19 protein-coding genes are annotated in these 20,553 nt (G+C 41.0%); 7 read left to right on the top strand and 12 right to left on the bottom strand.

What is annotated here, in order from left to right:
* The 4 genes from antB to ACRAD_RS08240 all read left to right on the top strand — a co-directional run bounded on the left by antB (position 1) and on the right by ACRAD_RS08240 (position 4,374).
* Positions 1–492, top strand: a complete 492-nt coding sequence (gene antB / locus ACRAD_RS08225; RefSeq protein ID WP_005026433.1) for an anthranilate 1,2-dioxygenase small subunit — start codon at positions 1–3, stop codon at positions 490–492.
* Between the two features lie 10 nt (positions 493–502).
* Positions 503–1,537: an anthranilate 1,2-dioxygenase electron transfer component AntC gene (gene antC / locus ACRAD_RS08230; protein ID WP_005026435.1), complete on the top strand. Its 1,035-nt coding sequence runs from the start codon at positions 503–505 to the stop codon at positions 1,535–1,537.
* Between the two features lie 101 nt (positions 1,538–1,638).
* Positions 1,639–2,559, top strand: coding sequence for a catechol 1,2-dioxygenase (gene catA, locus ACRAD_RS08235; RefSeq protein ID WP_005026437.1), 921 nt, complete (start codon positions 1,639–1,641; stop codon positions 2,557–2,559).
* A gap of 471 nt (positions 2,560–3,030) precedes the next feature.
* Entirely contained in the window at positions 3,031–4,374 is a 1,344-nt protein-coding gene (locus tag ACRAD_RS08240; protein WP_005026442.1) for an MFS transporter, read from the top strand.
* 71 nt (positions 4,375–4,445) lie between these two features.
* On the opposite strand, the gene ACRAD_RS08245 is transcribed toward ACRAD_RS08240, so the two are convergent.
* The gene (locus ACRAD_RS08245; RefSeq protein WP_005026444.1) at positions 4,446–5,432 is read right to left on the bottom strand and encodes an AraC family transcriptional regulator; all 987 of its coding nucleotides are present in this window, start codon (positions 5,430–5,432) and stop codon (positions 4,446–4,448) included.
* A gap of 365 nt (positions 5,433–5,797) precedes the next feature.
* On the opposite strand from ACRAD_RS08245, the gene ACRAD_RS08250 reads away from it, so the two are divergent.
* Positions 5,798–6,586 (top strand): DUF4198 domain-containing protein, encoded by a 789-nt coding sequence (locus tag ACRAD_RS08250; RefSeq protein WP_005026446.1) that lies wholly within the window; start codon positions 5,798–5,800, stop codon positions 6,584–6,586.
* 216 nt (positions 6,587–6,802) lie between these two features.
* Positions 6,803–7,723, top strand: coding sequence for a LysR family transcriptional regulator (locus ACRAD_RS08255; protein WP_005026448.1), 921 nt, complete (start codon positions 6,803–6,805; stop codon positions 7,721–7,723).
* A gap of 52 nt (positions 7,724–7,775) precedes the next feature.
* Here the strand turns inward: ACRAD_RS08255 and madM are convergent, their stop codons facing one another.
* The 10 genes from madM to ACRAD_RS08305 all read right to left on the bottom strand — a co-directional run bounded on the left by madM (position 7,776) and on the right by ACRAD_RS08305 (position 15,994).
* Positions 7,776–8,537, bottom strand: a complete 762-nt coding sequence (madM, locus tag ACRAD_RS08260; RefSeq protein WP_005026453.1) for a malonate transporter subunit MadM — start codon at positions 8,535–8,537, stop codon at positions 7,776–7,778.
* Positions 8,538–8,573: 36 nt separating this feature from the next.
* Entirely contained in the window at positions 8,574–8,975 is a 402-nt protein-coding gene (madL, locus tag ACRAD_RS08265; protein WP_005026459.1) for a malonate transporter subunit MadL, read from the bottom strand.
* A 54-nt stretch (positions 8,976–9,029) separates the two neighbouring features.
* A complete protein-coding gene (gene mdcH, locus ACRAD_RS08270; RefSeq protein ID WP_005026462.1) occupies positions 9,030–9,956 on the bottom strand; it encodes a malonate decarboxylase subunit epsilon in 927 nt (308 codons plus the stop codon).
* A gap of 1 nt (position 9,957) precedes the next feature.
* On the bottom strand, positions 9,958–10,572 hold the full coding sequence (locus ACRAD_RS08275) for a malonate decarboxylase holo-ACP synthase (RefSeq protein ID WP_005026464.1): 615 nt from the start codon (positions 10,570–10,572) through the stop codon (positions 9,958–9,960).
* Complete coding sequence (mdcE, locus tag ACRAD_RS08280; RefSeq protein WP_005026471.1) at positions 10,569–11,396, bottom strand: biotin-independent malonate decarboxylase subunit gamma; 828 nt, start codon at positions 11,394–11,396, stop codon at positions 10,569–10,571. The genes ACRAD_RS08275 and mdcE overlap by 4 nt, the downstream gene beginning before the upstream one ends.
* Positions 11,393–12,244: a biotin-independent malonate decarboxylase subunit beta gene (locus ACRAD_RS08285; RefSeq protein WP_005026473.1), complete on the bottom strand. Its 852-nt coding sequence runs from the start codon at positions 12,242–12,244 to the stop codon at positions 11,393–11,395. Before ACRAD_RS08285 ends, mdcE begins: the two co-directional genes overlap by 4 nt.
* Entirely contained in the window at positions 12,234–12,536 is a 303-nt protein-coding gene (locus ACRAD_RS08290) for a malonate decarboxylase subunit delta (protein WP_005026475.1), read from the bottom strand. Before ACRAD_RS08290 ends, ACRAD_RS08285 begins: the two co-directional genes overlap by 11 nt.
* Positions 12,524–13,420 carry a triphosphoribosyl-dephospho-CoA synthase gene (locus ACRAD_RS08295; RefSeq protein WP_005026477.1) on the bottom strand — a complete coding sequence of 299 codons (897 nt, stop codon included), beginning with the start codon at positions 13,418–13,420 and terminating at the stop codon, positions 12,524–12,526. Before ACRAD_RS08295 ends, ACRAD_RS08290 begins: the two co-directional genes overlap by 13 nt.
* Positions 13,421–13,422: 2 nt before the next feature.
* Positions 13,423–15,102: a malonate decarboxylase subunit alpha gene (gene mdcA / locus ACRAD_RS08300; RefSeq protein WP_005026479.1), complete on the bottom strand. Its 1,680-nt coding sequence runs from the start codon at positions 15,100–15,102 to the stop codon at positions 13,423–13,425.
* A gap of 460 nt (positions 15,103–15,562) precedes the next feature.
* On the bottom strand, positions 15,563–15,994 hold the full coding sequence (locus tag ACRAD_RS08305; RefSeq protein WP_005026480.1) for a PACE efflux transporter: 432 nt from the start codon (positions 15,992–15,994) through the stop codon (positions 15,563–15,565).
* 96 nt (positions 15,995–16,090) lie between these two features.
* On the opposite strand from ACRAD_RS08305, the gene ACRAD_RS08310 reads away from it, so the two are divergent.
* A complete protein-coding gene (locus ACRAD_RS08310; protein ID WP_005026482.1) occupies positions 16,091–16,981 on the top strand; it encodes a LysR family transcriptional regulator in 891 nt (296 codons plus the stop codon).
* 64 nt (positions 16,982–17,045) lie between these two features.
* Here the strand turns inward: ACRAD_RS08310 and cas3f are convergent, their stop codons facing one another.
* On the bottom strand, positions 17,046–20,282 hold the full coding sequence (gene cas3f / locus ACRAD_RS08315; RefSeq protein WP_005026483.1) for a type I-F CRISPR-associated helicase Cas3f: 3,237 nt from the start codon (positions 20,280–20,282) through the stop codon (positions 17,046–17,048).
* Positions 20,283–20,553 lie beyond the last annotated feature (271 nt).

Raw genomic sequence — 20,553 nt, forward strand, 5'->3', positions numbered from 1 at the left:
ATGTCTCAAGAACTCCATTTCGCCGTTTCTCAATTTCTTTACCGTAAGGCAGAGCTTTGTGATGCCTATGAATGGGAGGCCTATCTCGAGTTATATGATGAAGACAGCGAATATCATATTCCACAGTGGATAGATGACCATACCTATGTACAAGATCCAAATCAGGGCTTGTCTTATATTTATTATGCAGACCGTTCAGGACTAGAAGACCGGGTATTCCGTATCCGTACAGGTAAAGCAGCATCTGCAACTCCTCTGCCACGTACTTTGCACAGTATTAACAATATACGGGTCAAGATGCTTGAGGATGGTTTAATTCAGGCAAATGTTGTCTGGCAGACCCTCTACAACCGTCAAGGTCTGGAAGGCTGTTTCTACGGACATGCAACTTATATTCTGCGCAAAACTGAAGAAACGTTTCGGATCCGTCGTCAGCACACTGTTTTGCTTAATGACAAGATTGATTCCGTACTCGACTTTTATCATGTATAAGGAGTGACACATGGGGCATTCTGTTGCACTCAACTTTGCAGATGGTAAAACTTTTTTTATCTCGGTAAATGATGACGAGCTATTGCTGGATGCGGCTGTTCGTCAGGGAATCAACCTCCCTTTAGACTGCCGTGAAGGTGTATGTGGCACCTGTCAAGGACAGTGTGAAACTGGCATTTACGAGCAGGATTATGTTGATGAAGATGCGTTAAGCGAGCGGGATCTCGCTGAGCGTAAAATGCTGGCTTGTCAGACCCGGGTCATGTCAAATGCTGCTTTTTATTTTGACCATAACTCAAATATCTGTAACGCAGGTGACACGCTCAAGCTTGCCACCACAGTCACTGCTGTTGAGCTGGTTTCTGAAACAACTGCAATTTTACACCTTGATGCCAGCACACATAAGGAACAGTTACAGTTTTTGCCAGGACAATATGCACGCTTACAGATTCCAGGCACACCAGACTGGCGCTCTTATTCTTTTGCCAACCGGCCAAATCACTCTAACCAGCTACAGTTTTTAATCCGGTTGTTGCCGGATGGAGTAATGAGCAATTACTTACGTGAGCGCTGTGAGGTTGGTCAAATCTTAATGATGGAAGCCCCTTTAGGCAGCTTTTATTTGCGCGAAGTAGAACGTCCACTGGTTTTTATCGCTGGTGGAACCGGACTGTCAGCCTTTTTGGGTATGCTCGACAATATCGCAGAACAGCCTAACACACCTGCCGTTCAGCTATTTTATGGTGTAAATAGTGAGGCTGATTTATGTGAACAGCAGCGGCTGCAGAGTTATGCTGAACGTATTCCCAACTTTAGTTATCAGCCGATTGTGACTAAAGCTTCAAGTACATGGACAGGAAAAACTGGCTATATTCAGGAGCATTTAAATAGAGACCAGCTCGCTGAGCAGGCATTTGATATGTATTTGTGTGGTCCTCCACCCATGATTGAGGCAGTTAAAAGCTGGCTGGATATTGAAGAGTTGCAGGATTATCGGATTTATAGCGAAAAATTTTTACAGAGTAATACCAGCCATAGCCCATAAAACAAGTTGTACCAAGGAAAGATAACAACAAGACGTTTTTTCAGAGGCTGATCTCTCGTCAGCCCCTGTTAGTGTCTTATACATACTTAAGGAGTGATAGTATGAACCGTCAACAAATTGATGCGCTCGTAAAACAAATGAATGTCGATACTGCCAAAGGCCCGGTCGATGAGCGCATTCAGCAGGTCGTCGTCCGCCTGCTCGGGGATCTGTTCCAGGCTATCGAAGACCTCGACATCCAGCCCTCTGAAGTCTGGAAAGGCCTCGAATACCTGACCGATGCAGGTCAGGCCAATGAACTCGGCCTGCTCGCTGCCGGGCTCGGTCTTGAACACTACCTCGACCTGCGTGCCGATGAGGCAGATGCCAAGGCCGGTATCACTGGCGGCACTCCCCGTACCATCGAAGGCCCGCTCTATGTGGCCGGTGCCCCTGAGTCTGTCGGCTTTGCCCGTATGGATGACGGCTCCGAGTCCGACAAGGTCGACACTCTGATCATTGAAGGCACAGTTACTGATACAGAGGGCAATATTATTGAAGGAGCCAAGGTAGAAGTCTGGCATGCCAACAGCCTGGGGAACTATTCATTCTTTGACAAGTCCCAGTCCGACTTTAACCTGCGCCGTACCATCCTTACAGATGTGAATGGTAAATATGTTGCCCTGACCACCATGCCGGTAGGTTATGGCTGCCCGCCAGAAGGCACTACCCAGGCGCTTTTAAACAAGCTCGGCCGTCATGGTAACCGCCCTTCTCATGTGCATTATTTTGTATCGGCACCGGGTTACCGCAAGCTCACCACACAGTTCAATATCGAAGGTGACGAGTATCTGTGGGATGACTTTGCCTTTGCTACCCGTGACGGGCTGGTTGCCACAGCAACAGATGTGACTGATGAAGCTGAAATAGCCCGTCGCGAACTGGAAAAGCCATTCAAGTACATCACTTTTAATGTTGAGCTCGTGAAAGAAGCAGAAGCTGCTCCTTCTAGCGAAGTTGAACGACGACGTGCAGCTGCTTAATATCTTCATCTGAGCCAAAATTTTTGGCTCAGATTTTTTTTCTTCTTAAAAATACTTATATTCCAATTTTCAATTAATTCAGGTTTTTACCTTAAATTATATGTTTACTTTTTTTTAACTCATAAACATCACCCGATAAAACAATATGGAAAAAACGGATGAATATCAGGATTTATTGGATAGTGAAATATGGTTAAAAAGAGTTCAATTGGAAAGAGCGTTTATAGCTATATCCTGTGATGAGCTAAAAACATTTAGTCAGTTTACAGGAGATTGAACAGATCACTGGCAACAAGATTTAAGCGTTATTGATCTGTAATGGTCAAGGTGTTGGGGCAGTCTCAATAATGAGGCTGATAAAAATAATCGAATTCTATTTTTTAATACATTGTATAGAAATTTTGATCTGTAGCGCATGAACCAGATTCAACAATTTGAGTGTCATCATTTTATATTTTGAAAGGAATCAGTATGAAGACAATAGATGCAAATACTGTAATTAACCGTGACAAACTTTCACCCTTGCAATGGGTCGTATTCACTCTGGGTTTTCTGGTCTTCTTTTGCGATGGATTAGATACTGGCATTATTGGTTTTATCGCACCCGCATTACTGGATGACTGGGGCATCAGTAAACCACAGCTGGCGCCTGTATTAAGTGCAGCATTAGTCGGTATGTCAATTGGTGCCATTATTTCTGGTCCAATGGCAGATAAATTTGGACGTAAAGGAGTAATTGTATTGACCACTTTACTGTTCGGGATTTTTACCGTGTTATGTGGCTTTGCCAGCACTACTCAGGAACTAATGATTTATCGTTTCATTACTGGTGTGGGTTTAGGAGCAGCCATGCCAAATATTAGTACGATTGTATCTGAATACATGCCCGTTAAACGTAAAGCCTTTTTAACCGGTCTGGCTGGTTGCGGTTTTATGCTGGGTATTTCCTGTGGTGGGGTACTTTCTGCTTATTTGCTCGAAAGCTTAGGCTGGGCTAAAGTAATTATTATTGGGGGAGCTATTCCTCTTATTCTTGTTGCATTTCTTCTATTCAAGCTTCCTGAGTCCACTCAGTACTTGATCAAACGTAACCAGCAGCAAAAAGCACAAAATATTCTGGAAAATATTCAGGGCCAATGTTTCGCTGAACCTGTCAAACTGGTGCTCACTCAAGCTGAAAACCAGAGCAGTGAAAGTCCAGTCAAACTGGTGTTAGGTAAATATCTTTGGGGCTCTAGCATGTTATGGCTTTGCTGTTTCATGAGTTTGCTGGTGTTTTACCTGTTAACCAGCTGGATGCCAACCATCTTGAAAACAGCCGGTTTTACCACACAACAGTTCAGTCTGATTGCAGCCATCTTCCCGTTCGGGGGCGTCATTGGTGCAACACTTATGGGCTGGTACATGGACAAGTTGAATCCAACCACTGTTATTAAATACTCATATTTAAGTGCATTTGCCTTACTGATTATTGCCGGTCTGGTCAGTTCAAATATCTTACTGCTTGGCATCACCATCTTTCTGATTGGTGCATTACTGGCAGGTGCACAATCTTCTCTGCTTCCACTCTCGGCAATCTTTTATCCTACTGCCTGCCGTGCCGTAGGAGTTTCCTGGATGCATGGAATTGGACGTATTGGTGCAATTTTAGGTGCTTTCTTCGGTTCTCTGATCTTTACATTTAACCTGAGCCTGAGCGGTATCTTCTTTATTTTGGCAATTCCAACCTTTATTTCTTTTATCGCATTAAGTTTAAAAGTTATGCAGGAAAAAGCAAAAACCAGACAGGCATTAAAACTGGAAGGTTCTGTCTAGAGTATAAAACTTAAAAATAAAAGCTGATTTAGATTTTTATCTAAATCAGCTTTTTTATAGCTGCCAGAAGTTTATAAAATTCTGGACCTTGTCTCACTCGGATTTTCACCAAACTCTTCTCGATATTCCTGAGAAAAACGACTTAAATGGTTGAATCCCCAATCATAGGCAAGCTTAGAAATCGAAAGTTTTCTGTGATGATCTGAACTACTTAAAATTTTATAGATTTGCTGTAAACGGTATTTACGCAAATAAGACATCGGGCTGGTTCCGTAGTAATACTGGAATTCTTCATATAATTTGGATTTTGATACACTAGCTAAACGCTGTAAATCATCAGCACAAATTTCTTCATGGGCATGTGCCACAATAAAATTCCGAACTTTGCTAATATAAGAAGGCTCCCGCTGCTGAGACAGCTCCTTCAATGCATGAGAATAATTATTTTCCTGCGATAAAAGCAGCGCCTTGATCACAAAATTCTCATAATCTTCAGACAGCATCTGTAAACCATAAAAACCTGTATATTGAGACTTAAGCTGTAAAAAGTTCTGTATATTTTTCCACCATGCTTCAATAAGCTGGCCCGAATCCAGACACATTTCAGGATTAAAAATAACAGGCTGCTCAACTTTTCTATTTAAAAGGTCTGCAAGTACCATTTGCAGGCTCTGTTCCGGAATTACTACCTGAATTTTTTTACAGTCTTTATCTATGACCAGGTCCTGTAACTCTGCATTTGAAACAATTAATCCTTTTGTCTCATGCGAAAGATATTTTGCCCCATGTACATTCAATGCCTGTTTACCATGAATCGGTAAACTGATGCTATAAGCTCTCAGCTTAGAAATATTAATTGCAACGTTGGCACCATAGCTGATGGTACCAATGGCCATATGTTTATGAGGCAATCTTAAACCATCATAATGAAAATCAAGAGTATCGCGACATGTTGTATCTAAACGGTGCTCTCCACAGATTTGGGACATCAAGCTTTGCGCAAAATCAGCTTTACGAGAATAATGATTCAAATCCATCTGTTGGCTGAGTGATTCCATATCCATTCACCTAGCTAAAAACATACTTGTTTTTTAAGCAATTCCTGTACCAGCTTTAACAAAGCTGATTAATTCACTCTACATTATCTGACCCATAAAATAAAACTAATTTTTAGATTTAATTAAAATTATTATGATACTTTTAAAGTATAAATTAATATTATAAAAGCATAGCTTAAATAGAAAAATTATAGCTAAAATCAAATATATATTTATCTAGATGAAATTTAATAGTGATTCAAAGTTAATAACTTTTATAATCATTTTTAATAGTTCTACCAGCTCACAGGTTAGACAGTATAAATTATGAAATAAGAATCATTTTCATATATACTTTATGCTCAAAAACCCTTGATAAGCTTAAAATGAAAAACTATATTTTTTTAGTCGCCCTGATACCCAGCATTGTATTCGCACATGAACCTTATGTAGCGCCTCTAGCATTTATCACTGAAAATACTCAAATACCTGTTATTTCCGGTTATGCGGAGGTTCCTTTTGCCAGTGAATATGCTTTAAAAGATGTGGTCTTTCATATTACTCAACCAGATCAAAGTCAAACGACGGTTACCCCGAATACTCAATTAAAATCGGCAACTGTTTTTGACTTAGCTTTAAAACTTGACGGAACATACTATATCTCGTCAAAAGTCTCCTATCCGCTGCAATATGCGCTTTATAATAAAGAATGGAAGATTTTTTATGATACAACAGAAGGAAAAGAAAAAAGTATTGCTGAGCGGGACTATGTTATTCCTGGTGATTTCAAGAAAACACCTCAATTAAAAAATGTGACTCGTGAGTGGAGTATTGAAACATATCTCTCGAAAACCAAACTGACTGAAGTTAAAGAAAAAATAGATTTTCCCCTCCAAGTCAAGTTTTCCAGTCATCCGAATAATATTAAGGCAGGACATCCTGTAAGCTTAGCAGTTTCAAAAAATAATAAGCTTTTAACTAAAGCAGAAATAGTAATAAAGGAAAAAGGTCAAAGTGAACAAAATACAAAAACTGTTCTGACCGATTTAAAAGGTAGAGCAAATCTGACGTTTCCAGCCGCAGGACAATACCTGCTTGAGATAACAGAAACTCAAAATCCTAAAGCGGAGCCGGTTAACCAGTACTATAAAATTATTTCTTTATCAGTAAACTAATTTGCAAACCCGCTTAAGGCTAAACTGGATCAGTTAAAATTGCCCGGTTTAGCCTTGAATAGATTATTCTTTTATGCGTGTTTATTAATTTTAATTAGATAGTGCATCAGTTTATATATAAATTTTTGAAATGAAGCTTTTATTCAATATCATTTTCCATACAAATCATTATGATAAAAAAGCTGGATGTCTTGAATACTGGAAATAACAGAAGATATGGAAATTGATGAAGAGCTCACTCTAAAAAAAATACAGATATTTCTCATGTTCATGCGCTATGGAAATTTGTCGAAAACTGCAGCAGAAATGCAGATCAGTACGGTTAGCGTACACAAAGCACTGCATTCTCTGGAAAGCGCGCTACGTTGTCCGTTATTTAAAAATGAAGGCCGTAACCTGATTCCCTTAAAAAGTGCTTATGTACTGCAAGAGCATTCACAAAAACTTGTTCAGGATATGATCACCACTGTAAATAAAACCCGTGAAGCCGCAGGGTTTGCAGCCAAAGTCCTGCATTTGGGTTCACTCTATTCACTTACAGTAAATACCATACCAAATGTGATTAGCGGTTTAAAATTACGACGCGGCGAACTTGATATTCAACTTCTGCTCAGTTCCAATCTGGATCTGGTAAAAAAATTAAAATCTACCGAGCTGGATGCAATTATTGTGGCTCTCAATGACACCACAGATGATCTGGATTTTGAACGGCTACCTATGTTTCAGGACAGTATTTACCTGGCTGTAAATAAAAACTCTTTGCTCGCCGAAGAACATGAAATTGATCTGAGTTTACTTAAAGATGAGACATTCCTGACACTTTCAAAAGGTTTCGCAACCCGCAATGATAGTGATACAGTCTTTGAGAAGGCAGGAATTGATCCAAAAGTTTTTTTACAGGTTAGTGATATTTTTACTTTAATCAGCATGGTGAGTAGTGGTGTTGGTCTTGCACTGCTCCCCGGCCGTATTTCATCTATTTATGAAAGCTCGGTCCGTCTTATTCCTTTACAGGCGAAGTACCAGATTAAGCAGGAAATAGGTCTGGTCTTTCTTAAAAGTAAAGAACGTGATCCGAATCTTTTGGCCTTGATTGCAGAATGCCGGATGTTTGCCCAGCAGTATCTGCTTGAATAATTGAGCAACAGAGTTGATTTCAGCTATTGCTCATTTGAGGATGTTAACAGTTTTAGCCAAAAAGAGCATTTATTGTCAGGAAAAATACAGAAGGTCCAAGCAGACATCCCAGTCCTGTATAAAAAGTTGCAACCAGCGCACCATAAGGCACCAGACGAACATCTGTTCCAGCAAGGCCTGCTGCAGTACCGCTGGTAGTACCTGCAAGGCCGCCAAAAACCATGGCTGAGCGCGGGCTTTTCAGGTACATAAATTTTGCAAGTAAAGGAGTACCGACCATAAAGAAGACAGATTTGATCAGGCCAATTGCGATAGACAACGCAATAACTTCAGAACTGGCACCAATGGCCGTACCGGTAATCGGGCCTACAATATAAGTCATTGCGCCAGCTCCGATAGTCGTCATTGAAACAGGGTCTTTATATCCCATTACCCAGGCAATCATAGCACCAATTATAAAAGGCACTACACAGCCCAGTAATAGGGCAACAAAACCAATTTTCCCAGCCTTTTTCACTTCTTTCACATCAACTTCAAATGCTGTTGAAGCAATGGCAAGATCCCGAATCATGGCCCCACCCAGCAAGGCAAAACCTGAGAAAATTGCAATATCTGAAATTCCTTTCGTACCCTGCGTATATACACCAGCAAAGTAGGCGACGACCAGCCCTAACGTAATAGCGATAGCCGAGCTCTGCAGCTTACCTTTAGTCAGATATTTTGAAAGCAGATGGGAGACAAACATCATCAGCCCTGTCACTGCAAGCGCAGTGACTAGCGCATTTTTACTTAAAACTGCAATAAGTGCATCCATAATTTTTCCTTTTTAGTCCATTAATTCTGATTATTATTAGGCAGTCTTTTCTTTGGCTTCGATAGACCAGTTATAAGTTTCGTAATCACCACTCATACGGTTTAGGTAACGAATCACAAATACTGTGCCTATTAAGGAAGTCACCGCAACAATGATACCCACCATTCCGCCAGACAATGCAGCAACTACATTCTGGCCTGCCGACATTGCGACCACGATAGGAATATACATTCCTGACCAGTACAGCACTCCAAACTGGGTTACTTGAGGCAAATATCCCTTTTTCATTAAGATTTCTTTGGCCAGAATTAACAGGATCATGGAAATGGCAACACCGCCCACATTAGCCTTTACACCCAACAGCAGGCCTAAAGTATTTCCAAGATAATCACCTAACAGATGGCAGATTGCCAGAATTGCTGTTCCATATATAATCATTTTAAATTCCTCTATCCATTGAGCTACATCATATTGTTTTAACTAGATTTTACTTCAGCTTATCTGCTCTTTTTGCATTGCAGTGATCAAACTGTCCAGTTGAGTATTCTGAAAACATAAAACTGAACCCTCTTTAAATATTTTTCGTGCCAAGCCGGTCAGTACAGTGCCGGGTAAAGCTTCAATATGTAATCTGACTCCTCTTTCCCAAGCAGCCTGGACCGTACTCTCCCAGTCAATCATCCGGCTCATATTAAAAGTAAGGTCATCGAGTATCTGGGCATCTGTTCGCAGTAAACGTGCAGAGGTACCACTTAAATATTTAATTTTAGGTTGTGCGGAAGCTACTCCTTTTATATCGATATGTAGCTGTCTGGCCTGCGGTTCAAGCAATATACAGTGTGAAGGGACACTAACCGCCAGACGTTTTACGATTGCGCCGTCCAGACGTGCAAGGCTGGAAACCTGTTGCATTGCTTCCTCTGAACCTGAAATGACTATCTGATCGCTGGCATTGATATTGGCTATGTATATATCTGGGGTTTCTATACGAACCTGTGATATCCATTGTTCAACCCTCATACGATCTGTGCCGATTACTGCTGTCATACCATATCCTTGCGGATAAGCCTGTTGCATTAGCTCACCTCGTCTGGCCACAAGTTTTAAACCATCTTCGAAACTGATTACACCGGCGACGGTCGCTGCTGCCCATGCTCCAATCGATAAACCGGCCACGTAGTCTGGATAAATATTCTGTTCAGTTAGAAGAGCAGAACTAATTATGCCCGACAGATATAAACATAACTGAACTGCATAAGTTGATCTGAGATTTTCAGGTTGGTCCAGTAGCAGCACATCCTGTTTTAAAACGTCAGACGCCTGTTCAAGATATTGTTTCACCAGTTTATGGGTTGGCAGCTCATGTAACATATTGATTTTTTGGGCGCCCTGTCCCGGATATACCCAGATCGAACTCATACTAAGCTCCTTCCAAGTTCCAAGGATTGAGCACTAAAACAGCCACATTTTGACATTTTAGTAAAATACTTCCTGCTGCTTGTGCCCACTCCCTTAATGCGATGCCACCTGAAGGGGTCTGAAGCTGTACATCTATTTTGAGTTTAAGGGCATCGAGCTGCTGTAAAATAGTTCGTGCCTGCTCTTTTTCCATTAAGCACTCTGCACGTATTAACAGGTCTATATCACTCTGTTCTGTCACTGTTCTCAGACCGGTTGCCAGTTCAAAGCCTGTACTACCGGTATAACCCCAAGGTAAGCCAATACTTTCCATAACCTGCCCTACCAGTTCTAGGCTTTGCTGGAGATGGGGAAACCCGGCAAGGTCTGTTTTCACCAGCGCCTCAGGCTTGATATGTTGGGTAATCGCCTGAACAGGCATCTCGGTGGCATAGCGTAGGCTACGGCATTTTCCACGAATACCGACTGCAATTACAGCAGGACGGGTAGATGCACGGCGTATCACCACCGGCACTTCCCGTGACAATTCATGTGCTACCCATTCAGGCGCATTTTGCGGTAACATAGCCGGCGTCATTCCCCACAGCAAGTCATGTGGCTGCAGCTGAGTATTCATGACCATTGCTCACGTAATAATTCACGTACCTGTTTAGAGGCTTTACGATTTTCTGCATTCAAACGGTGTTTAAGGTCAGTCATGCCCTGTTGCCTAATATTGATAAATGCATGAACCAGAACCTGCTGGACATTAAATATGTCCTGGCCGGTAGGCTGGTCTGCATCACTGACTTCCAGCATGTCAGACAGTAATCCTAATGTGTTGTAGCTTTCAATGTCATACGCCATTGGTGGTATATTGGCAGCCAGTTGCTCCAGCTCATCTACTGTACGTAATGTTACACGGGCAGCAGATTCTTTGCCCATGGCATGTACCATCACGCCAGAATCCTTTAGTGCTAAAATCCGGTTTGCCTGATAGCCATGAGCCAGAAAAGCACCCGACATTGATTTTCCGACCAGTAGGCTGACTACCGGATGTCCGGCCAGACGTGCACGTACATAACTGTCTACTGCACCGGCCAAAGCCTGATGTATCCCCAGCAATTCTTCACGACGCCCATAAGCCTGACTCGGCACATCGACAATACATAGAATTGCACGCTTATCTTTTTTTCCTTCATCGAGTTGAATAAGTTGATCTACAGCTTTTGCCAGTGACCATCCTTCAAGGAGTCCTACCTCGCCTTTGCGTGCCCGTGGAAAGTGATTATGAATATCCGGTACAACTGCAAATACCCGCAACATCTGCCCGTCTATTTGTCCATCGGCAACCAGCAGAGAATGAATGCCAGTTTCAATTTTCTGGAAACCTCGTGTTAAAATTTCAAACCAGTGTTTACCCCGAACTGAAAACTTGATGGCGTTTATGTCCATATTCATGTCTGTTCTCCCTGATACAACGCTTGCACCTGAACAGGCAATAATTGTTCTGATGTATCTATTTGACTGAGTTTGGGCAGATAAAAAGAATAGTCTGAACTGCGATGCAGTTGAGGTATACCCTGCTGCATATAGCCAATCACCTGTTGTTTCATTTGTTCTCGGTCATCTTGTACATAAGCATCGACCAAGCCACTGGCAAAGCGCTGAGCCCCTCCGGTAATACTCCAGATAAAAGGACGGTCTTTAGCGTCATATTCCTGTATACCTGCTTCCTGTTCAATTACCTGTGGTCCGTTTAACCCAAGACGACCTTCCTGTGTTATGATCAGGTAACTGCATAATCCTGCTGCAATTGACATTCCACCGAAGCAACCCACACTTCCTGCAATAATTCCAATCACAGGCCGGTATTGTCTAAGCTCAACAATTGCTGCCTGAATTTCTGCAATAGCAGCCAGACCCAAGTTAGCCTCCTGCAAACGTACGCCACCAGTTTCTAGCAGTAAAATAGCGGCGGTCGGAATTCCCTGACGGTTATCTTCGATTGCCATTTCAAGTGCGCCAGCAATTTTGGCACCGCCGACTTCCCCAAGACTTCCTCCCTGAAATACACCCTCAATTGAGATGACAACAGTAGGTTGCTGCTGGATTAATCCTTTGATAATTACAACGCCATCATCGGCCTGCGGTACAATATTTTGCTTGGGCAGCCATGGCGACATAATTCGTGCAAATGGATCAAGCAGTTCACGCCCGCTGTTCGGGTCCAGAAATGACCAAGCACGTTCACGGGCATTTAATTCAATAAAGCTCTGCTGTTCTAGTAGTTTATTTTTATCCGGCATTTTCTATCTCCTCAAAGGCCTGTTCCAGCCTTAAACGGACAACTCCCGGTGTCGCTCCAAAATCGTGGATATCAATATTGACTGCTGGCGGAAGCTGGCTGGTAAATACCCGTTCAAACAGGTTATTCCAACGCTGACTGCTGCCATCTACTGAAGTTGTTACCCTGACTTTAAGCTTTCTTTCTGAACCGGGTTCCACCAGGATTTCCAGATCTCCTGAACCTACACAGCCAACTACAATAGATTTTTGAGGTACTTTTCCTGCATTAAATTCAAAATTTAATATTTCCATACTTGGTCATCCTTTAATATTTTATGGTCCATTCTGCTTATGCTATCCAGAAACAGTAAGGCTGCCAGTAAATCTGCTGCTCCCCCGGCCGACGCTCTAATGGCCAGTAAATTATGTTCTAGCTGTTGTAAAGCCTGCTGTCCTTTTAAGGTAGAACTTCCTCCTGAGGCCAGAACATATTTTGCACCGTCCTGCATCTGTTCTAGCCCGGAAAGGCCAGCTCGATAAATGACACAGGTATCTGTAAGCTGTGACATCATGGCAAGCAAGCTATCAAGCCGTGCATGACTTTCACTTATGCTTTTACTACGGCTCAGGCATAATTGCGGCCAACCATACTGAACTATTACTGGAAAACCTTGCTGGGCCTGCTGTTTGGCACCATTTATGCCATATTGCTGCCGGATTTTCTGGCCATGTGTTAATGCCTGTACTGGAATGAACCGGTCTTCCAAACAGGCAATTTTTCCGGCAAGCCTGCATAAGTCAGGTACAGTTAGTCTTTTCTGCTTTACAAGAGTAAGCGCTGTAGCAGTGACCATTAATCCAAGTGACCAGATTGCACCACGATGCGTATTAATGCCTTGAGTTACCTGCAGCATTTGCTTCTCACCTTGACGCCCAATATGACCAATTTCTTCTCTTAATGACTGACAGACAGTTCCATATTTTTCTGCGGCCTGAGCCATTGCCTTAAACATGGGAAACAGGCTTTGTGCAGAATGCTCCATTAGCTCAAGGCTAAGGTCATCATGTGCACCACTGCCACGCTGGTCGACCAGTGCCGGCTTAGGAGTCAGATTTACTTCATCTAGTAATGCCTGGACGGCAAATTCAGCCAGCCGCTCGGCCACAGTCAAAGAAGTTCCGGTTAAAACAGCCATTATTACCAGCTCCTGAATTTTGCAGGTGGTTGATATAAGCCATCTGACCAGGACACAAGCTCTGCAATATTTTTGGCAGCTAGTAATTCGCGTGTTGCATCAGTACGGCGTATCCCTAGGTCTTCTGGAAAGACCACCAGACCTTCCTGACGCAGGCGTTCAGTTGTTTTAGGGTTATGATTAAGACCTATATCAGTTACACCTGCAACCGCTGCAATCATCTCTTCTCGTTCTTGCATACTGCGGGCTTTATATAGGTAGGCAATTCCTTCCTCAGTGAGTAAATGGGTTACATCGTCACCATAAATCATGATAGGTGCCAGTGCCATACCAGCTTTTTGAGCTACACCTACCGCATCAAGCGTATTTACAAAAGTAGGTTTCCTGCCTTCCTGAAAGGTTTCTACCATCTGTACAACCAGTTTCTTGCCACGAGCGAGATAAGTATCTGTATCAGTTTGTTCTGTGGTCCGCATGTCCAGCCAGGCAGGTGTGGCATGTCTGCGTCCACGAGGGTCATGGCCCATATTGGGCGCTCCACCAAAACCGGCAAGTCGGCCTTTAGTAACTGTGGAAGAGTTCCCGCTTCCATCTACCTGAAGCGTTGCTCCAATAAACAGATCTACTGCGTACTGTCCAGCCAACTGGCACATCATACGGTTAGAACGTAATGAGCCATCTCGACCGGTAAAAAATACATCAGGGCGGGCAGCAATATATTTTTCCATGCCTAGCTCGGTCCCGAAGCAATGCACACTTTCCACCCAACCAGTTTCAATGGCAGGTATTAATGTCGGGTGCGGATTGAGTGTCCAGTTGCGGCAAATCTTGCCTTTTAAACCCAGGGATTCGCCATAAGTAGGTAAAATCAGTTCAATCGCTGCTGTGTTAAAACCGATCCCATGATTTAAAGATTGCACTTGATGACGTTCATAAATACCGCGGATCGCCATCATGGCCATCAATATATGCACAGGCTTGATGTGTTTCGGATCACGTGTAAATAAAGGTTCGATATAAAATGGTTTATCTGCTACCACGACAAAATCTACCCATGAAGCAGGAATATCAACCCGCGGTAAATCTGTAACATCATCAACCAGTTCATTTACCTGGACTATTACAATGCCGTCACTAAAAGCAGCAGGTTCTATTAAAGCTGGAGAATCTTCTGTACTTGGGCCGGTATAGATATTACCCTGCCGGTCTGCCATAAAACCTGCTGAAAGTACAACGTTGGGAATAAGATCAACCAGTAACCGTGAATAGAGTTCAATATAAGTATGAATGGCTCCAACTTCGAGCAGCCCGTCTTCAATTAATTGACTGATTCTAAGACTTTGTGTTCCTGCAAAAGAAAAGTCCAACTTGCGGGCAATACCTTTTTCAAACAGATCCAGATGTTCCGGACGCCCAACGCTGGGCATAATCATATGCAGGTCATGCAGAATTTCCGGATTGACTTGTATCAGTGAGCGAGATAGAAAATCTGCCTGTTTCTGGTTATTTCCTTCCAGAACTACTTTATCGCCTGGTGTAATCAGTATTTCTAATACTTTTATAATATCTTCTGCCGGAATAATGCAGCCATCGGCATATTTTGCAGCCATTTCCAGTTTGAGTTGTTTTGCATGTCGACGTTTTGTCCATATACGTTCTTTATTCTGAACCGAACCTTCCATGAGGCTTTCCTTAATACTTATCTCCTGATCTATAAAACTCTTTTTAGTATGCAGGATCAATCAACCTGAAAGCAGAATCATTAACCTAAAGTTAATGATTCAAAACTGCTTTGGAGTGGCATGTTAAAAAGTCTAATTAAGAGAAGGTAGTTAAGTACTATTACTAGGCATATAATTCTTTTTCAGTTTCTCAATTATTTTTTATATAAAATAAATTTTTAATTTAGTATATTTCATTATTTATAGGATTAATTCAAATATTAAATTAGTTTTAAATATAATCTTCCTATGTTTTTATAATATCATGATAAATCAATGATACTTTATCCCATAAAGTATAATATCATTAAAATCAAAAACTTATTTACATATTATTTAATTTAAAATATAGAAAATATACTTCTATTCTGTATATTTTCTATAGATCAGAAAAATCCTCAATACTATATTTTAATAAAATCTATTTAGCTATAGGTTGAGCAGAAAGCGGCACACCAAATAACTGGTCAAAAATCCAGTTAAAGGTAAAAGTATAAAAAGGAATAATAACAATTAAAGAAGCATCTAAAATAAATGCTTTGAGTAATGTAATTTCCATCCACCAGGCAATAAGAGGAATTAGAAAAATTATTAGGGTGAGCTGAAACCCTATTGCGTGGGCTATACGCCGTTTCACAGTACGGGTACGCATCGTTTGACGTCTTTCCCATGCTTCGAACATCAGGTTATATACCAGATTCCAAAGTGCCGCCATACTGGTCACTAAAATTGCTAGAGGTCCAGTATGGCTTAATGTGCTACCAGTCAATAAAGCGAAACATAGCGAAGAAATTCCCATTCCGATGATTTCATAGCTAGTGATATAAACTACTCGACGTTTCATTCCTTGCATGAATGAGATTACCTGAACAAATTAATAAGATTCCCTATTTTAATTTCAGTTAGAATTATTGATAAAGTTAATAGCTTTCAGTTGAACTGATAACAAATGAATTTTAGTAGTGAAAATATTGAGTTATTTCTTGCTGTTCTTGATGCAGGCTCTTTTTCTGCGGCCGCACGAAATTTACGCAGGGTTCCGTCGGCAGTAAGCATGGGTATAGCCAACCTAGAGGCAGAATTAGGACTAATGCTTTTTGAAAGAACTCCACGCAAGGTTATTCCTACAGCTACGGCGCTGGCATTAGTACCACAGGCCAGAATGATTTCAGAGCAACTTAAGCAAATGACGAAGCATGCATGTGAACTGTCTTTGGGCCTGGAGAATATTTTAAAAATAGGTGTCGTTTCTGATGTAAATAACCGGAAGCTCTTGCTGGCTATACAAAAAATTGCCTCAAAATATCCCCTGCTTCATATTGAAGTTATTACAGCGCCACAGGATGATATTCTACATATGCTTTATGCAGAACAGATCAGTATCTGTCTGGCCAGTTCCGGTCAAAATATTAAGATGCAGGAATATTTGCAGCTTGTTACTACAGAGACAGTGGTAGCTACAATTTCAGCAAACCATGAATTGGTACATACAAATAAAGATGCAATTTTTATTGAAGATCTGATTAATGTACGGCAGATATTAGTTGCAAGTACCGAGCTAGACATAACAGATTTAAGGCCTGTGATAGGTGCTTCTTACTGGCGAACCAACCATCTACAGACAGCAATTGATATGGTGGAGATAGGCTTAGGCTGGGGTAACTTTCCTTTATCTCTGGTAAAAGATCTGATTGATACCGGCCGGCTAATCCAGTTAAATTTTAAAAATACACAGAATCAGCTCCCTATGCCGGTCTATTTGGTCTGGTTAAAAGATAAGGTACTTCCTAAAGCCTCTCGTGAATTAATAGAGCTGATCCGCGAAGACTGGTCAACATAATCACTAGATTAGATTAAATAGGAAAATTTTTTCTTGAACCTTATCTTTTAAATATAAAATTAATCTACTTTGACATGATGCCAAAGCCATAATCATAAGACCACATAGATACTGCATCTCTATTGTAAAGTGTTAAAGATAAACGGCAGCCTTGCTCATGGGCAATCTGGTACTCGTCACAGTAATCTTTCATTTGTTGGGGAGTGAGGGCTAACCATGCTTGCGGTTTAGCAGGAATTTCTTCGAATTTCACTTGGTCCCATACCAAACCATATTTCGGATATTTTAAGGTCTTCGTCGCTTTCGCATCAAAACCATATACTTGCTTTTTAACAGTTAAGCTCTCAGCCCACTCAAACATATAGGTTTCTTGATAATTACGTTCACGTAAAGGCGTTAAATTATAAATATTCTCTGTCATGATACTTGCATCTACATCAGACCGAGAAAATAACTGATCTCCTTGATCATTAAAATAATTCTGGCAAAAACTTTTAATTTGTTGATCATCATATTCTGCAAATAAACAATTTAACTGATCAAAACGCAATCGGGCATTAATCACTAATTGAGATTGAAGATCCCAAGGCAAAAGCTCGTTTAAATCTTGAGATGAATAAGTTGATGTTACCGATGAACCATATCCTTCATAACCCGGATAAACAAATACGCGTCTGCGCTGTCTGGTTTGTTGCTTGTTTTTTTCAATATCTCGTTGTTCACAATAACGATAATTCCACTGTGGAATCATAATATTGGGTTGCTGTACTTTTTCCAATCGATGACGATTGACTCGTCCTGCTGTTTGTACAATGGATTGCACACTTGAGGCATCAATAATGGCCCAATCAAAATCATGATCTCGTCCCACTTCTTCTACTGGTGTCGCAACCACAATAAAGGGAATATTTAAAGAATTAGATTTTTGAATGAGATCAATCATTTCATCATCTTGCTCGATCTGCTCATTACCCGTTTTTCTTTTCTTACCATCTTTATGACGTGTTAAAAGCTGATCTAAACGTTGCTCTTTATAAAATCTTGAAATAAGCCAATCATTTGCATGATAACAAGCAATATTTGCCTCAGGTAAATGATCTGATAAAAATTGGGCAAGTCGAATTGCATGTTTAATATTGGCAACCCGTATCAGCCCCAAAGAAATTTTCTTTTCTGTCTTTTTAAAATTCCATGCATGCGCTTGATGAAGTTGCTTTACTGCTTCTAATACTGACTGTTTCCACGATAAAACTGTAGTTTCAGGTAATGAAAGCAACTGAGCCAGTCGATGAGTTGGCTTAGAGCACAAGTGAATTTGCAAATCATCCAAATGTTTTTGATAATTTCCATTAAATTCTGATTTTTGATTTGACTGCTCTAACCATATTTTTGGTTTAAGCTCATTATCAATAATCGCAATGATTGATTTTTTCTTATTTCCATACAGAGCCGCCCGCATCTGTATGCCTGACTCAAAGGCTCGATGAATTGTTTTGGCAACGGTCAGTGATAAAGTTGCTGAAGAACAAATCACGTTTCGACCATACAAAGCAGCGAGCTGAACTAAACGCAACACGGCAATGAGGGCTTGAGGTTCATAGCCATCCACTTCATCTAAAATCAGGTCACTACTCATTATCCTAAGTAATGCTTTAACGTGATGTCCTTGTCTATGTGGTTCACCCGCTGCAGTCAGATAATCAATCGTTGACACCAGTAATGGTGAAGCAAGAATAGTCGTTTCCTTTTGATCTAAAACTTTACGTCCATTTTTTTCAACCGTAAATAATGGATGTAACCAGTCTGGTAAATCGCAGTCTTCCCCCCAGGCATCAAACATAGGTTCCGGATGATTTTCATCTTCATCCAAGAACTCAATTTTCTCTTTACTTTGATCGAATAAAGTCTGGGTAACCGTATTCCCGATAATCACAGCAATTTCATCTTCCGATAGATTCATCGATGTTTTAAGTGCATGCCCAGTCTGCAAAGTTAGAGAACGCAAATTAAGCGCAATCGCTAATCTTGGGTCATCTGGTCGTAAAGTACAAGCAGCGCGCAAATTCATACGGGTTTTACCGCTTCCTGTCCCTGCAATATTAAATACTAGTGCCGGTGTTTCAGGATGCTTCTGTATATTTCTTTGCAAGGCATTTGCTGCGATATTTTGCCATTGGAACCGCGGGTGAGTCGTTGGCTGGCAAATATATTCAACGGTTTGTTCAGATAGACCAGATAAACTCAAATCAGTCATCATTTGAACTGCGATTCGTGAAGCGCGATCTCCGACTTGGTGTAAATGCCATTCTAGTGGTTGATCTTGTAATTTGGCTTGCTTGTCTTGGTCTATAGTTTTAAGCTTTGTATTTGCAAATAACGATACATTTTCAGGCTTTTGCAAAGAATATTGTTGTGCCGAGACAATATGATCTGCATGAATCAAAGCTGCTCGTGAATGTAGTGCTAAGGCTTTCCAGTATAAAAGCTGGTCTGTTTTTTGTTTTGGTATTAATGCAGTTAAACGTTGCATACGTTTTTGATGGCTTTTAAAAATAGAGTCTGGCAATTCACCGGCACAGCTCATTTGTTCACGGCTTGGAACTAATGTTCGAACATGATTTTCATAGTGAGGTAATGCGAGTGGATCATTTTTTAAAGCTTCTTCCACGCCTAATAACCCATGATGCGTAACAACCAAATAATCGACTGCTTCTAATTCGTTTTGGACTCCCTGTTCAATTTCTTGTCGATCACCTAAAGTAAATTTATCTAAACCTTTATCTAAATTCTTCCAGGCAAGCTGCCAGTCCCATCCATTTTTTCTGAGTTGTTGTAACAGTTTTAAAGACAGCCATTCATGTCGAATGTCATCTTTAATTTTTTGCCCCGCCATTTCTGGACTTAATTTTTTCTGAAAATGTTGTGAAGCTTTACCAATATCATGCATGTCCCCTGCTGCACCCGCCAATAAGCTACTTACTTTGACCCATTCATCCAGCATCAGTAATTTTTGCTGTTTCTTGGTCGATGCAACCGGATAGGCACCGTCGTGTGCAAATTTATGTTTTGCGCCCACAACCCATGCAAGCTTCATTCTTCGCACACCAAAATTAATGTACGCAGCTACCGCAGTTTGTCGGGTTGCCACTTTTTTGAGTGCACTACGAATTTCTTTTAAGCCATCCATGGTCATGGGTGCTTGCCAAGATGAATGTCCTGTACGAATCGCATAGCTATCCAAAATCGCTCGAGTTTTCTTTAACGCTCTTTTTTCACAAGCTGAGATGAGAATGACGTGCATAGTTTATTGTTAAAATTTAAATGTAATGAAAATATAATCTCTTGTTTTAAAAAAGAGAAAGTTCTGATAACAAGATACGATCTTAGAACGACAGTTTATGTCGTTTTGAACTTATATTTTAGCTTATCTGTACTTAACAAATAGTTGCAAGCAGTTACCGCTATTTCTGTATAATCTTTTTTGTCTGCTACTGTATAAGTAGTTGAGAAAGAGACTAGATTCTTGTTTAAGAATTATCTCGTTGACCATCGCTTTAGATGGATTACTTTTT

This window comes from Acinetobacter radioresistens DSM 6976 = NBRC 102413 = CIP 103788, assembly GCF_006757745.1.
GTDB lineage: Bacteria > Pseudomonadota > Gammaproteobacteria > Pseudomonadales > Moraxellaceae > Acinetobacter > Acinetobacter radioresistens.